Below are 14720 nucleotides of genomic sequence, written 5' to 3' on the forward strand. Positions count from 1 at the left end.
AAGTCTAATTATCAAATATTTAAACAATAAAAAAGAAAGCACCTAATGCTTCCTTTTAAATTGATTGAATCATAAATGACTGACTCTCTAAAACTTGTAAAATCGCATCAAAAGTATCTAATGCAGTTAGTAATGGTACTCCGTGCATAATACTTTGATTCCTAATTGCACTACCATCAGCCAAACTCGTTGAATTATTTTCAATTGTATTCACAACTAATTGAATTTCTTGATTAGTTAATAAATTAGTTAAATCATTTTGTTCACCAATCTTTCCAATTATATTAACTTTTAATCCATTTTGATTTAGATATTCTGCAGTTCCTTTAGTTGCTAAAATTTCAAAGCCTAAGTTTGAAAGTCTTTTAGCTAATGAAACTGTTTCCGGCTTATCTAAATCCTTAACCGTTAACAGTGCTTTCCCGTGATTTGACACATGAATTTTAGATGCTTCAAAAGCTTTATAAAGAGCTTTTGGTAAAGTAACATCAGAACCCATCACTTCACCAGTTGATTTCATTTCTGGACCAAGTAAACTATCAACATCATTTAACTTACTAAATGAAAATACTGGTGACTTAACATGAATCATTTTACCTTCTGGAATTAATCCAGGATTATATCCTAACCCATCTAATGATTGACCTAAAATTAATTGAGTGGCCACTTGTGCCATAGAAACTCCAGTAACCTTACTTAAAAATGGAACTGTTCGACTAGCTCTTGGATTAACTTCAATTACATAAGCTTGATTATCATGGACAACAAATTGAACATTCATTAACCCAATACAATTAAGTGATAAAGCTAAATTAGTTGTATATTCAATAATTTGATTTTTAACTTGCTGACTCAAAGTTTGACTTGGATATACTGCCATTGAATCTCCAGAATGAACTCCTGATCTTTCAATATGCTCCATAATTCCTGGAATTAAAACTTCTTTTCCATCACAGATAGCATCAACTTCACATTCTTTTCCAACTAAGTATTTATCAATTAAAACTGGATGATCATTTGACACTAAAACTGCATTTTGCATATAACGTTTTAAATCTTCTTTTTGATGTACAATTTCCATTGCTCGACCACCTAAAACATAGCTTGGGCGAACTAGAACTGGATAACCAATTTTTTCTGCAATTTCAATTGCTGTATTGTAATCACTAGCAGTTCCTCCCACTGGTTGTGGAATTTTTAAATTCTTAATTACTTTATCAAATTCATCACGATCTTCTGCTCGATTAACATCTTCAACTTTTGTTCCGAGAATTTTAACTCCTTCATCAGCTAATGGTTCAGCTAAATTAATTGCAGTTTGTCCACCAAATTGAACTACTACTCCCATTGGTTTTTCTAAGTCAATGACATTCATAACTTCTTCTAAAGTAATGGGCTCAAAATATAATTTATCTGCAATTTCTGCATCAGTCGAAACTGTTTCAGGATTATTATTAATAATAATTGCTTCATAACCAGCTTTTTGAATCGCTTTAATGGAATGAACCGTTGCGTAATCAAACTCAACTCCTTGTCCAATTCGAATCGGACCAGAACCAAGTACTAACACTGATGGTTTATCAGAGATTTCACTTTCATTTTCAGATTCATAAGTACTGTAAAAGTATGGTGTTTCAGCTTCAAATTCACCAGCACAAGTATCGACCATTTTATAGGTTGGCATAATTTTATTTGATAAACGTAAACCTTTAATATGATCTAAATCAACATTCCATAATCTTGCTATAGTTTGATCAGAAAATCCATAAGTTTTGGCATTTTTTAAGACATCAAGATCACCAACATGAGTACTTAATTCAGTTTGAATTTCATAAATGTGTAATAAAATATCTAAATAATAGATTTGAATATTAGTCATTTCTGCTAATTTATCAATTGAGTAATTTCTTTTAATTGCTTCATATAAGTAGAAAATGCGATCATCACGAGCATGAATAATACCATTATCTAAATCAGTTTGACTTAAATTAGTTAAATTATCATCATTTAAATCTTTTTGATCAATATCCAATGATCGAATTGCTTTTAAAATTGAAGCTTCAAGATTTCGACCTAATGCCATTACTTCTCCAGTAGCTTTCATTTGAGTTCCTAAAGTTCGATCAGCTGACTCAAATTTATCAAATGGCCAACGAGGAATTTTAGTAACAACATAATCAAGAGCTGGTTCAAATTCAGCATAAGTTGTTTTAGTCACAGGATTAATAATTTCATCTAAATGTAGACCAACTGCAATTTTGGCTGAAATTTTAGCAATTGGATATCCAGTTGCTTTAGAAGCTAAAGCACTTGAGCGACTAACTCGAGGATTAACTTCAATTACAAAATATTTATTACTTTTTGGATCAAGTGCTAATTGAACATTACATCCACCTTCAACTTTCAATGCACGAATAATTTTTAAAGCTGCATCACGAAGCATTTGCACTTCATTATCAGATAAGGTTTGAACTGGTGCAGTTACAATTGAATCTCCGGTATGAATTCCAACCGGATCAAAGTTCTCCATATTACAAACTACCATGGTAGAATCATTTGCATCTCGCATTACTTCAAATTCAATTTCGTTCATGCCTGCAATACTTTGTTCAATTAGGACTTGTGTGGCAGGCGATAAATAAAGCCCATTATCTGTAATTTCAATTAATTCAGCTTCATTGTTAGCAATTCCACCGCCAGTTCCTCCCATTGTAAAGGCAGGTCGAACAATTACTGGATAACCAGTTGAATTAGCAAACTCTACAGCTTGATCAACCGTTGTGGCAATTGATGACTCTGGAACCGGTTCATTAATTTCTTCCATTAAAGCTCTAAATTCTTCTCGATCTTCAGCTTGATTAATTGCTTTTAAGCCAGTTCCTAACAATTCAATGCCTAAAGTATCTAAAATACCAGATTTTGATAACTCAACAGCAGAATTTAATCCTTGCTGTCCACCTAAAGTTGGAATAATTGCATCTGGTCGCTCTTTACGTAAGATTTTTTCTAAAAAATCTTCAGTAATTGGTTCAATATAAACTTGATCAGCAATTTCTTTATCAGTCATAATTGTTGCTGGATTAGAATTAATTAAAATAACTTCATAACCTAATTCCTTTAAAGCTAGACAAGCTTGACTTCCTGAATAATCAAATTCTGCTGCTTGACCAATAATAATTGGACCTGATCCAATTACCATAATTTTTTTAATATCTTCTCGTTTAGGCATTGAATAAATTCTCCTTTTGATTTCTTTGAATTAACTCTTTAAATTCATCAAAAATATAATCAGCATCATGGGGACCAGGAGCTGCATCTGGATGAAATTGCAATGAAAATGCTGGATATTTTGTGTGAACTAAACCTTCAACTGTTTCATCATTAATTTCTTCATGAGAAACTTCTAAATCTGTGTTGTAAACTGAATTTCGTTCTACTGCATATCCGTGATTTTGTGAAGTGAAATTAATTTTTCCATTTTCAAGAGTACGGACTGCATGATTAAATCCACGATGGCCAAATTTCATTTTAAAAGTTGTAGCACCATTTGCTAAGGCAAATAATTGATGTCCCATACAAATCCCAAACATTGGAACTTCTTTTTCAACTTTGCGAATCATTTCAAGTGTTGCTTCTGTTACATCACTTGGGTCACCAGGTCCATTGGTCAACATGACTCCTTTAGGTCCATATTTCATAATTTCAGAATAACTTGTAGTTGGGGGAACAACAATTACATCAAAATTACGTTTAGCTAGTTCTCTTAAGATTGAATATTTCAAACCAAAGTCTACAACCACAACTCTTGGACCATCAGAAGGTGCTGGATAAGCTTCTTTAGTTGCACTAGTTGGGATTAATGGATTTTCATTAGTAGCTGTTTTAATATCATTAATCGATACATCTGAAATATCATTCAAAATAGCTGCTTTCATAGCACCTTTTTCACGAATATGCTTAGTAATTGCTCTTGTATCAACCCCTTTAATTCCAGGAATTTGATGACTTTTACAATACTCATCTAAATCTTGTGTCATTTCAAAATGAGTAGTTTTTCTAGCTAATTGAGTTACTACAACTCCTTTAGTTGTTGGCTTTAATGACTCTAAATCTTTATCATTCACTCCATAATTTCCAATTAATGGATTAGTAAACATTAAAATTTCACCATTATATGATTGATCTGAAATTGATTGTTGGTACCCAGACATCCCTGTACTAAAAACTAGTTCACCAATTTGATTTCCTAAATCTCCAAATGCTTCACCAGTATAAATTTGACCATCTTCTAAAACTAAGTATCTTTTCATAAAAATTCCTCACTTATTTTTTTGATAAACAACTTTTCCTGAAACGATTGTTAACATCACGTCACCCGTTAGTTGATGATTAATGAATGGAGTATTATTTCCCTTTGATTGCATTTCTTCTTTATTAACTAATCGAATTTGGTTAGGATCAAAAATAGTAATATCAGCTGGCTTGCCAGCTTCTAAGCTACCAGCTACTTCATTTTTAAAAATTTTAGCTGGATTAACACTCATCCAATTAATTATTTGTGCAAATGAACATAATCCAGGTTGAACTAATTTTGTATAAAGTAATGACAATGAAACTTCTAAGCCTGTAATTCCAAAAGCTGCATTCATCATTGAACCAGCTTTTTGTTCATCAGTATGTGGTGCATGATCAGTTGCAATCATATCAATTGTTCCATCAAATAAGCCGGCTAAAACTGCTTGGCAATCTTCTAAAGTTCGAAGTGGAGGATTCATTTTGTACATTGCATTATCTGATTCAATCATTGATTCATTTAAAAACAAGTGATGTGGAGAAACTTCTGCAGTAATATTTACTCCATCTTTTTTAGCTTGACGGACCAATTCAACACTTTGTTTCGTTGATAAATGACAAACATGATAGTGTGCTCCTGTTTCTCGAGCAATCTCAATATCTCTTGCTAACTGAGCAGTTTCAACTAAATTAGAAATCCCTGGTAATCCTAATGATTCCGCTTTTTTTCCAGCATTCATTACTCCATTACCCATTAAACTCTTATCTTCGACGTGAGCAGCTAAAACAGTATTATTTTCTTTAGTTAATTTCATCGCTTCTAACATTGTTTTAGCAGATTGAATTCCAGATCCATCATTAGAAAAGCCTTTTGCTCCATTTTTAATCATTGCTGAAAAATCAACTAAATCATCACCTGTTCGACCATAAGTAATTGAAGAATACTGTTCAGTATGAACGACACTATTTTCATGATTTAAATCAATCATTTGTTGCATTTTTTCAGCAGAATCAGGTACCGGATTTAAATTAGGCATTGCATAGACAGTTGTATATCCTCCATGCGCAGCTGCTAAACTTCCAGTTTTAATATTTTCTTTATCTTCAAATCCTGGTTCTCTAAAATGAACATGGACATCGACTAATCCAGGAATTACATATTGATTTGTTGCATCAATAACTTGTTGATTATTTATCTGAAGATTATTTTGAATTTTGCTGATATTTCCATCATTAACTTCAATATCAGTTTGTTGAAATTCATTATTTTGAAAAACATATCCATTTTTAATCAATAATTTAGTCATCTAAAGCTCCTTTTAATAATCCTTTTTGTTGTAAAATATCAGCTAAAATTGCCATTCGAACAAAAACTCCATTTTCCATTTGACGAAAAATTCTTGATTTAGAACTTTCAACTAATTCGCTTTGAATTTCAACTCCTCGATTAACTGGTGCCGGATGCATAATAATCGCATTTCCCTTTAGAGTTTGATAACGCTCTTGGCTTAATCCATAAGTTTTAAAATATTCATGATAATCAAATCCGACAAATTCTTTTTCCAGTCTTTCAGTTTGTACTCTCAACAACATAACAACATCAACCGATGAAAATAAATCATCAACTGAAATAAAATCACCATATTTATTAAATTCATCGCTATGCCACTTCTCTGGTCCAGCAAAAACTACTGTCGCACCGAGTCTTGTCAAAATTTGCATGTTTGATTTTGCTACTCGAGAGTGATTTAAATCACCTACTATCCCAACTTTTAAGCCTTCAAAATGACCGAATTCTTCATAAATTGTTAATAAATCAAGTAGTGATTGAGATGGATGTTGCCCACTTCCATCTCCAGCGTTAACAATACTAATTGATAAATCATTTTCTAATAGACTCTGATAATATGTATTTTGAGGGTGTCTAATGACCGCAAAATCAACTCCAATCGCTTGAATCGTACGAATTGTATCAAGCAATGTTTCCCCCTTAGTTAAAGAACTTGCTTTGGCATCGAATTGTAAAATATCAATTCCAAGTTTTTTCTCTGCCATTTCAAAACTCGTATGAGTTCTTGTGCTATTTTCAAAAAAAAGATTCATTGCATAAACAGGTCGTAACAAATTAACTCTTTTACCATTTTTAAAATTTTGTGCTAGTTTTAATTTATGCATTACTTCTTTTTTCGACATATCTTCTACTGAAGTCAAATTCAATTGGTCATTCATATAATTCCTCCTAAACTATAAAAAAAGCTATCACTAAATTTTGATAGTGATAGCCAATTATTTTTATCTTAATTACAATTGGTCTCTCACTGGAAACAATTAATTGTCTTTTTACAAAAAAAGAGATATTGCCGTTTGATGAACGTGCAATATCTCTAGATAATGATATTAACGTTACTTACCAACCTCTCTGGATTGGATTAAAGCGACAGATTTATTTTATTTATTGTTTGATATCATATATTTAATTAATATAAATGTCAATATTTTTAAGTTATATATGAACATAAAAAGATAAAATATGATAGTATTTGCTATGTTGAAATTATTTATTTCAAAGTGCACCAGATAAGTTTATAATATATAAAATAAAGATAGTTTATTAAAAAAATTGAAATGAGGAATGATCTTTTGAATACAGGTCCGTTGTTTATCGATTTATCAGTTATCATAGTTTCATTTTTACTAGCAGCATTTTTCGTTGCTTGTGAATTCGCTCTAGTTCAAGCACGCTCAAGTGCAATTGAAGAATTACTAGATGACAATGATATCAGTGATAGACAAAAGAAAAAATTAAATCGACAATTAGATATGGTATCTCATTTAAATGAATACCTTTCAACCACTCAAGTTGGAGTTACAGTAACTGGATTGATTTTAGGTTGGATTGGTGAATCATTTGTAATTGATATTTTAGTTTCTTTTATGAATTTGGTTGGAATTGAAATTCATCCAACTAGTGCTCACGGAATTGGAGCCGTAGTTGGTTTAGTTCTATTAACCTATATTCAAGTGGTATTTACTGAAATTGTCCCAAAAAATATTTCGATTGATATGCCACTAACTGTTCTAAAATACTTTGCTACACCACTTCACTATTTCCATATTCTTTTTTATCCATTTGTATGGTTATTAAATACAACTTCATCTGGCGTAGTTCGTCTATTTGGAATGCATGTTGCTGATGAAAATACCGAAAACTTTTCTCAAGCAGAAATCCTTAATTTATCAAAAGACGCGGTTGCAAACGGAGCTCTAGAAAAAGATGACTACTTATACATGCAAAGAGCTTTTGAACTAAATGATAAAGTCGCAAAAGATATCATGATTGATCGAACTCAACTGGTTACAATTGATATTACTAAAACTGTTAAAGAAGCTATTCAAGTCTATCTACAAGAACGATTTTCTCGTCTTCCAGTTGTTGCAAATAATGATAAAGATAAAATTTTAGGTTACATTTTTAATTATGATTTAATTCGACAATCACAAGTTGATTCATCAATTAAAATCGACAAATTAATTAGAAATATCTCTACAACCTCTGAAAGTACTCCTATCACAATGGTACTTCAACAAATGATTAAAGAAAGACAACCAATTGTTGTGATCATCGATGAATATGGTGGTACTTCTGGAATTATTACAGATAAAGATATTTATGAAGAACTATTTGGAACAGTTCGTGATGAAATTGATCCATCAATGAACGAATACATTTTCAAACAACCAAATGGTACTTATCAAGTAAATGGTAAATTAAACACTTCAGATTTTGAAAAATACTTTAACACTGAAATTAAAGAATTTGATGAATCTGATGTAGTAACTTTAGCTGGATTTATCATTGAAAATCATCACCACATTAAAAAAGGTGACGAATTTACTATTGCGAACTTTAAATTAAAAGTTTTAGATTACGAAAATTCATTCATTAATTGGTTTGAAGTTACAATTATTGAAACTAAAAATAATGATGAAAATGATGAAAAATAAAAAACTGAGGAAAATTCCTCAGTTTTTTTATTAGAAAGGAAGAAACCTCCTTGCACAAAATAAAAAATAAATTAAACTATCCATGGGCTTTATATACATTCATGTTTCTAATTTTAATTAGTATCTTTACTGTAATTTTTTTCTTAACAGGTAAATCTTTAATATGGAGCCAAGATGGAATGGCGCAGCATTTTCCAATTTTAATTGATTTTCGTCAACACATTTTAGATTGGATTACTCATCCTTCTTTTGATCTTTCAAATTGGTCTACTAATATTGGTCTAGGTGCAGATCAATTAACTAGTTTTTCTTACTATGTAACTGGCGATTTATTCAACTATTTAATAATTTTATTTCCAAAACAGCAACTAGAATTAGGATATGCATTTTTAATTATTTTACGTCTGTACTGTTCTGGATTAGCATTCATTTTATACGCAAAATTATTTACTAGAAAAAAATTTAGTCTTGCAATTGGTGCATTAGTTTTTACTTTTTCTAGCTATTCTATGTTAATTGGAATGCATCATCCCTTTTTCATCTTGTCATTAATCTTTTTACCACTTTTATTTTATGGAATTGAAAAAGCATTACATAATAAAACACTAATTCCTTTAACCGTATCAGTTTTATTAACTTTTATTGGTAATTTTTATTTTGCTTATATTTTAGGAATTACTTGTGTATTTTATTTTATAATCAGATTCATTTCTCTTTATCCTTCTATTAAAAAGAAATGTTTAAAAATAACTATAAAAATTACTGGATCAGTTGTGACCGGTATTTTGTTAAGTGGAATCATTTTAATTCCAACACTTATTTTTGTTTTAAATTCTACTCGAACTAATTCTGAATTCGCTAATGGATATCTTTTTTATCCACTAAATTACTATTTATCAATTCCTGCACAATTACTTTCATTTGGTAATAATTATAATTTTTGGCTTTTACTTGGATTTAGTGGGATTAGTTTTATTAGTGTTACGTACACAATGATTCACTTTAAAAAATATTGGCCATTAAATATCTCTTTAATTCTAATTGGATTGGGCACTCTATTCCCCTTTGTCGGAGCAATTTTCAATGCATTTTCAACCCCATCAAATAGATGGACACTAATTGCCATTTTACCTTTGAGTTTAGCAACCGTTTTCTTTTTAAATCACTTATTTCGTTTAAATAAAAAAGATTTAAATATTATTGTTACTAGCATTGCTAGCCTTCTTTTGATTAGTTTTATAACTCAAGGTGGAATTAAGCATACATCAGCTACTCAATATTTCACATATTTACTAATTATTATATTAATAATCAGTATTTATTTAAGTCGAGATAACTTATGGTCACATCACAAACTTAATTTTCTAGTCGCTAGTATTGTGATCTTAAATTTAGCAATTTTAGGGAATGATTTTTTCAATCCAAACGAAAGTAAATGGTCTAATCAACAACTTGACCGAGATATTCCTACTAATTATATTAAAGATTATTATAATGGAGCTGATAATTATGTTAAAAACCATCTAGGTAATTATCAAACTTCAATTGGCGCTAATTACCATAATGTAAATAATCCATCTAATTTTTTGAATACTAATTCAAATATTTCATTAGTTAAAGATACCAAAGAAATAACTTCTTACTTATCAACTGAAAATGGTTATCTAGGAAGATTATCAAATCAATTACAAAATAATCAATCCAGTCTAAATACTCCGGTTGCTCAAGGTGATTATCGAACTTCTTTATTAAATATTTTAGGCGTTAAATATTTATTTATTCATGAAAATCAGCTTAATAAAGCAGCTCCATTTGGATTTAAACCTGTAAAGATTAACAATAAAATAAAAGTATTTAAAACACCTCATCCATTTATCAAAAATGATGACAATCAAGGAACTATTCTTTTAGAAAATAAAAATCCTTTACCTTTACTATATAGTCAAAATTCAATAATTGATCAAAATATTTTTAATCAATTAAATCCGATTGATCGAGAACAAGCTTTAATTCAAGGTGCTTCTTTAAAACACAAAATAAATGGTATTAAATCATCTAAAATGAATAAAGCTTCCAAAAATATCAATTATTCTGTCCAAATGGATACTTCAAAAACAATTGATAGCATCGATAAAGTAAATCAGTTAAGAATCAAGAATAAAAATGTTTCTAATAATTTACCAAATAAAAATTATGCTCATAATCATAAAGTCAAAAATATTATTAAAGAAAATAAAGATTTAATTAAAAGAACAAAAATTAAAAATAGTAATGGTTTAAAATCTATGACTACTGATAATTTAGGTCATCAAATGTCATTCTTTTTAAAAGTTAAAAATCCAAATCAAATTAAAAACAAAGAACTATACTTAGTAGTCGATGATGTTAAAAGTAATGAATTTACTGCACATGAACAAATTAAAATGCGTAATAAAATTTATACTCTAAATAATTTAAGTAACCCATTAATTGATCAAATCCAATCATTTAGAAAAAATTTATTCCATACTTTTAATGGTAATTATAAATTTACCGCTTCTACTAATGGCTTTAAAAATGGTTTTACTCAATATGGTAATGATAATCTTTCTAATTATCAAAAAATTCATAATAAAGTTATTAATTTAGGTTATTATCGAGATAATCGTAAAAAAATTGAAGTTAAATTTAATGGAGTTAAAAATTTAAACTTTAAAAAAGTTCAACTAGTCGCAGTCGATTTCAATAAAAATTACCAAAAACAAATTAATAAAATTCAAAAAAATAAATTTGAAAATATAAAAGTTAAAAATAATAAAATCACGGGAATTAGTCATCAATCACAAAAATCAGTAATGACAACCAGAATTCCATACTCATCTGGTTGGAAACTAACAATTGATGGCAAGCCAACTAAAACTAAATTGGTAAATCAAGGTTTTATCGGTGCGGTTGTTCCAAGTGGCAAACATAAAATAAAATTAACCTATCAAACTCCAGGAATTATAATTGGATGTATTTCGACATTAATTGGTATTTTAATCATCATTATTTCACTAATTTATATTCCTAAATCAAAGAAAAATTAATTAGTTTTACCATTAATTTAGAGTTAAAATATAGATATCAGATAAATGGAGGGATAATCGTGAAACCTATTAATGTTATGTATATTTCAGTTGCCGGAAATACTCGATATTTCATTCAAAACTTAACTGAATATGCGGAAGAGCAACATCAAGAACAATCAGATAATCCTTTAATTAATCCGATTGAAATTTCAGATCAATCCGATTTTGAAGCAGAAGAAAATGACTTTTTTGCTTTTGTTCCAACTTACCTCGATGGTGGTAATGGAACCGATAATGGAGTTAAAGAATTGATGACCAACACTTTGGGTGAATATATTGATTATAAAAACAATGCAGATCATTGTATTGGTGTAATTGGTAGTGGAAATAAAAATTTTAATGATCAATACTGTCTAACCGCAAAGAGATACGCTAAAATGTTCAATGCCCCTTTTATAACTGACTTTGAATTAAGAGGTAGTAACTCGGACATTGTGCGTGTCTATAATGAATTAAAAACAAATAATTTAAGTAAAACAGCAAAATAAAAGACTATAAAAATTTTTATAGTCTTTTTTATTTAATTAAATCCTTCTCCTATTACCATATAAAATGGCTTATTTCCAATTGTATAGATACTAGATATGGCCATATCATCTCCATATGCATTATCTTCATAACTAACCGCTTTTCGGTTATCTTTAAGCACAAAATAATATCTACTAATTTTAGATTTTTTGTTATGATGCATTTTTAATCCAGGAATTTTATGATCAATATAAAAATATTTCTTGTTTTTACTTTGCTTAACTAGTTTTATTTTGGAAGATGCATCTGGTCTTGATTCATAAAAAACTGAGTTTGTAGGATAACCATCCAATGAATCTTCATTTATTTGTGGATATTCGTGGTATTTATAACGATATAATTCAATCCATCCATCAGAAGTTATTTTATAATATTTACTAAAATCTCGTTTTGGTAACTTATGAATTGCAGATAGTCCACCGGGAATAAATTCACCTGAACCATAACTCAATGCATACGAAGGCTTTTTAATTTTGGTTAAAATTTTACTACTTGGTTTAATTCGAAATGAAATTATACCTTCACCATATAGTTTAGAACTAATTCCTTGTTTTTTTAAATGATAGCTTAAATCAAAATTATCATAACCAAATTTATAATACTTTTGATGTGTAATATATTCTTCTTCTTTTTTAGCTGTAATAACAGTTCCCTTTGGAATTTTAATTTTTTTATAAATCGTTCTTGAATCTTTTTTAGATAAAAGTTGTAAATAAACTTTTGTACTTTTATTAAATCGATAAAAATTATTTTTAAACATTCCAGGATCATTTTTGATATCAGATGAATTAACATCACTTGTGTGATTTTGTTCAGCTTTCATAGTGTTAAATAATCCAAAAGCAAAGAAAACAATCATCATTGATACTATTATTTTAAACTTTCTAAACATTTTAATCTCCTTTTAACCACCAGCAGTTAACTCAGTATAATATGTCTCATTACTTATCTTATAAATATCTCCATAAATTCTAAGTGGAATATCAGTTACAAATTTAGAATATGGAGTTTTTAAATTATTTAATGAAATTCGATAATATGTCTTGTGATTTACCTTGACTTTTTTTAAGTCAATATTTTTCATTGGATGTTTTAAATAAAAATATTTAACTGATTCCTTTGACTTAACAAATCTAATTTTACCCATACTTTCTGGTTTTTGAAGATAGTTAAGCGTCACTTCTTTTTTTCCTTCTTTAAAATTAATTCGATTATATGGATAAGATTCTAGATAACCATCTGAAGTTATTTTTAATAAATCACTTGAATATTTATTGGATGAGAATGCTTTTAATCCACCTAAAAACAAATAATTATTTGAATCAGTTAATAAATAATTTGGCCTTTTTACAATTTTCATTTTTTTGGGCTTATACATGAATGATGCAACTGAAGCAGGTCCATATGTATTCTTTTTATATACTTTTTTCATTAAATGATAACTTAAATCTGCCCCTGATCTTAGTCTAGTGTCATCACTAATTCCACCATCACCATCTATAATTGTTCCTTTTGGTAAGGTTATATACTGAACTCGATTTGCTTCTCCATGATTATCACTTACCCTAATTTTTTGTTTCATTGGTTTTGTAAGTTGATAATATAATTTTTGATCATCATTTAGTTTTAATCCTTCAATTGTTGAATAACTTTCTTTGACTGGCTTATAATCAGCTTTAATATAAAGATTCATTGAAATGGAAAATACAAAAATAAACCCACCTAAAATTAATAAAGTTTTCTTTTTCATTCTTTCCCTCCTAAATTTTTTCTAAAGAAATTATAACATCAAGTAAAACACTAAGGTTAAATTCTATCATGAATCATCTTAATATGAGGAGTAGAAGCGTGAATAAAAACATCTCCAACAGATTTAAAACCAAATTGTTTATAAAATCCTTGAACTGGTTCTTGTGCTTCAATTTCAATTGTTAATCCTGAGAATTTATTATGAATTAAATTCATAATTTGATTCATTAACTCTTTACCGATTCCTGTTCCTCTTACTAAGTTACTTGTTACTACTCGACCAAATGTTACCTTATTTTTATCTGATTCAAGGAATACTCTTGCATAGGCAACTAAATCACCATTTTTTTCTTTAAAAATATGAAATGCATTCAAATCATTTTCATCTTGATCACGATATATTCTATTTTGATCAACAATAAATACATCACTTCTAAGTGCATAAATTTTATATAATTCTCGATTTGTTAACTCATCAAATTTTTTAATTTTCCACATTTTGATCTCCTTTTTCAAATAAAATTTTTTCTAATGTCATTACACTTTTATAAAAATCTTTCAGTTCTTGATCGCTCAATGTCTCTAAGAGTCGCTGAATTTGTTGAATTGATTTTTGATCAATGTCATCAGTTAATTGATTACCTAATTCTGTAAGTAAAATTTTTTTTACTCTTAAATCTTTTGGATTACTTGTCTTAATTAATAAATCTCTTTTTTCAAAAGACTTTATAATTCGACTAGTATAACTTTTATCAAGATTTAAATTTTGAGAAATCATTTGTGGAGAACATTGATAATTTGCTTTAATTTCCAAAAGAATTCTTCCCTCAGTTAATGAAAAATCAGTATTAAATACTTTTTTATTTAACAAACCTAACAACTGCGTATACTTACGATTAAAATTACGTATATCATTAATCATTAATTCATTTAAAATAAAATCACTTCTTTCTATTTTTAAATTATAAAATATTTTAGTGGCTTTTATCCACTAAAATATAATTTAAGTTATATTAAAAGAGTAAATAATAGTAT

11 protein-coding genes are annotated in these 14720 nt (G+C 28.7%); 3 read left to right on the forward strand and 8 right to left on the reverse strand.

Annotated elements, in window-relative coordinates; all coding sequences use genetic code 11:
• Window positions 1-55: 55 nt before the first annotated feature.
• From carB to GSH19_RS03905, 4 genes are read right to left on the reverse strand one after another with little or no spacing between them, the layout of a single operon-like run.
• Window positions 56-3229, reverse strand: a complete 3174-nt coding sequence (gene carB / locus GSH19_RS03890) for a carbamoyl-phosphate synthase large subunit (RefSeq protein WP_237026777.1) — start codon at window positions 3227-3229, stop codon at window positions 56-58.
• Entirely contained in the window at window positions 3222-4310 is a 1089-nt protein-coding gene (gene carA / locus GSH19_RS03895) for a glutamine-hydrolyzing carbamoyl-phosphate synthase small subunit (RefSeq protein ID WP_237026778.1), read from the reverse strand. The genes carB and carA overlap by 8 nt, the downstream gene beginning before the upstream one ends.
• Window positions 4311-4319: 9 nt before the next feature.
• Complete coding sequence (locus tag GSH19_RS03900) at window positions 4320-5600, reverse strand: dihydroorotase (protein WP_237026779.1); 1281 nt, start codon at window positions 5598-5600, stop codon at window positions 4320-4322.
• The gene (locus GSH19_RS03905) at window positions 5593-6522 is read right to left on the reverse strand and encodes an aspartate carbamoyltransferase catalytic subunit (RefSeq protein ID WP_237026780.1); all 930 of its coding nucleotides are present in this window, start codon (window positions 6520-6522) and stop codon (window positions 5593-5595) included. The genes GSH19_RS03900 and GSH19_RS03905 overlap by 8 nt, the downstream gene beginning before the upstream one ends.
• 396 nt (window positions 6523-6918) lie before the next feature.
• On the opposite strand from GSH19_RS03905, the gene GSH19_RS03910 reads away from it, so the two are divergent.
• From GSH19_RS03910 to nrdI, 3 genes are read left to right on the forward strand one after another with little or no spacing between them, the layout of a single operon-like run.
• The gene (locus GSH19_RS03910; RefSeq protein ID WP_237026781.1) at window positions 6919-8298 is read left to right on the forward strand and encodes a hemolysin family protein; all 1380 of its coding nucleotides are present in this window, start codon (window positions 6919-6921) and stop codon (window positions 8296-8298) included.
• A 50-nt stretch (window positions 8299-8348) separates the two neighbouring features.
• On the forward strand, window positions 8349-11366 hold the full coding sequence (locus GSH19_RS03915) for a YfhO family protein (RefSeq protein ID WP_237026782.1): 3018 nt from the start codon (window positions 8349-8351) through the stop codon (window positions 11364-11366).
• Between the two features lie 59 nt (window positions 11367-11425).
• Entirely contained in the window at window positions 11426-11896 is a 471-nt protein-coding gene (nrdI, locus tag GSH19_RS03920; protein WP_237026783.1) for a class Ib ribonucleoside-diphosphate reductase assembly flavoprotein NrdI, read from the forward strand.
• Between the two features lie 32 nt (window positions 11897-11928).
• Here nrdI and GSH19_RS03925 read toward each other — a convergent pair whose 3' ends face one another.
• From GSH19_RS03925 to GSH19_RS03940, 4 genes are read right to left on the reverse strand one after another with little or no spacing between them, the layout of a single operon-like run.
• Window positions 11929-12828: a hypothetical protein gene (locus tag GSH19_RS03925; RefSeq protein WP_237026784.1), complete on the reverse strand. Its 900-nt coding sequence runs from the start codon at window positions 12826-12828 to the stop codon at window positions 11929-11931.
• A gap of 12 nt (window positions 12829-12840) precedes the next feature.
• Window positions 12841-13686 (reverse strand): hypothetical protein, encoded by an 846-nt coding sequence (locus GSH19_RS03930; RefSeq protein ID WP_237026785.1) that lies wholly within the window; start codon window positions 13684-13686, stop codon window positions 12841-12843.
• A gap of 56 nt (window positions 13687-13742) precedes the next feature.
• On the reverse strand, window positions 13743-14183 hold the full coding sequence (locus GSH19_RS03935) for a GNAT family N-acetyltransferase (RefSeq protein WP_237026786.1): 441 nt from the start codon (window positions 14181-14183) through the stop codon (window positions 13743-13745).
• Window positions 14170-14607 carry a MarR family winged helix-turn-helix transcriptional regulator gene (locus GSH19_RS03940; RefSeq protein ID WP_237026787.1) on the reverse strand — a complete coding sequence of 146 codons (438 nt, stop codon included), beginning with the start codon at window positions 14605-14607 and terminating at the stop codon, window positions 14170-14172. Before GSH19_RS03940 ends, GSH19_RS03935 begins: the two co-directional genes overlap by 14 nt.
• Between the last annotated feature and the right edge of the window lie 113 nt (window positions 14608-14720).

Origin of the sequence: Lactobacillus sp. S2-2, assembly GCF_021698855.1 — a bacterium.
Taxonomy (GTDB): Bacteria; Bacillota; Bacilli; order Lactobacillales; family Lactobacillaceae; genus Fructilactobacillus.

What these genes read in the sequence shown, in the direction of transcription:
- GSH19_RS03940 (WP_237026787.1), bottom strand. Translation starts at nt 14,607, where the DNA reads ATGATTAATGATATACGTAATTTTAATCGTAAGTATACGCAGTTGTTA.
- GSH19_RS03925 (WP_237026784.1), bottom strand. Translation starts at nt 12,828, where the DNA reads ATGTTTAGAAAGTTTAAAATAATAGTATCAATGATGATTGTTTTCTTT.
- GSH19_RS03900 (WP_237026779.1), bottom strand. Translation starts at nt 5,600, where the DNA reads ATGACTAAATTATTGATTAAAAATGGATATGTTTTTCAAAATAATGAA.
- GSH19_RS03930 (WP_237026785.1), bottom strand. Translation starts at nt 13,686, where the DNA reads ATGAAAAAGAAAACTTTATTAATTTTAGGTGGGTTTATTTTTGTATTT.
- GSH19_RS03910 (WP_237026781.1), top strand. Translation starts at nt 6,919, where the DNA reads ATGAGGAATGATCTTTTGAATACAGGTCCGTTGTTTATCGATTTATCA.
- carA (WP_237026778.1), bottom strand. Translation starts at nt 4,310, where the DNA reads ATGAAAAGATACTTAGTTTTAGAAGATGGTCAAATTTATACTGGTGAA.
- GSH19_RS03905 (WP_237026780.1), bottom strand. Translation starts at nt 6,522, where the DNA reads ATGAATGACCAATTGAATTTGACTTCAGTAGAAGATATGTCGAAAAAA.
- carB (WP_237026777.1), bottom strand. Translation starts at nt 3,229, where the DNA reads ATGCCTAAACGAGAAGATATTAAAAAAATTATGGTAATTGGATCAGGT.
- GSH19_RS03935 (WP_237026786.1), bottom strand. Translation starts at nt 14,183, where the DNA reads ATGTGGAAAATTAAAAAATTTGATGAGTTAACAAATCGAGAATTATAT.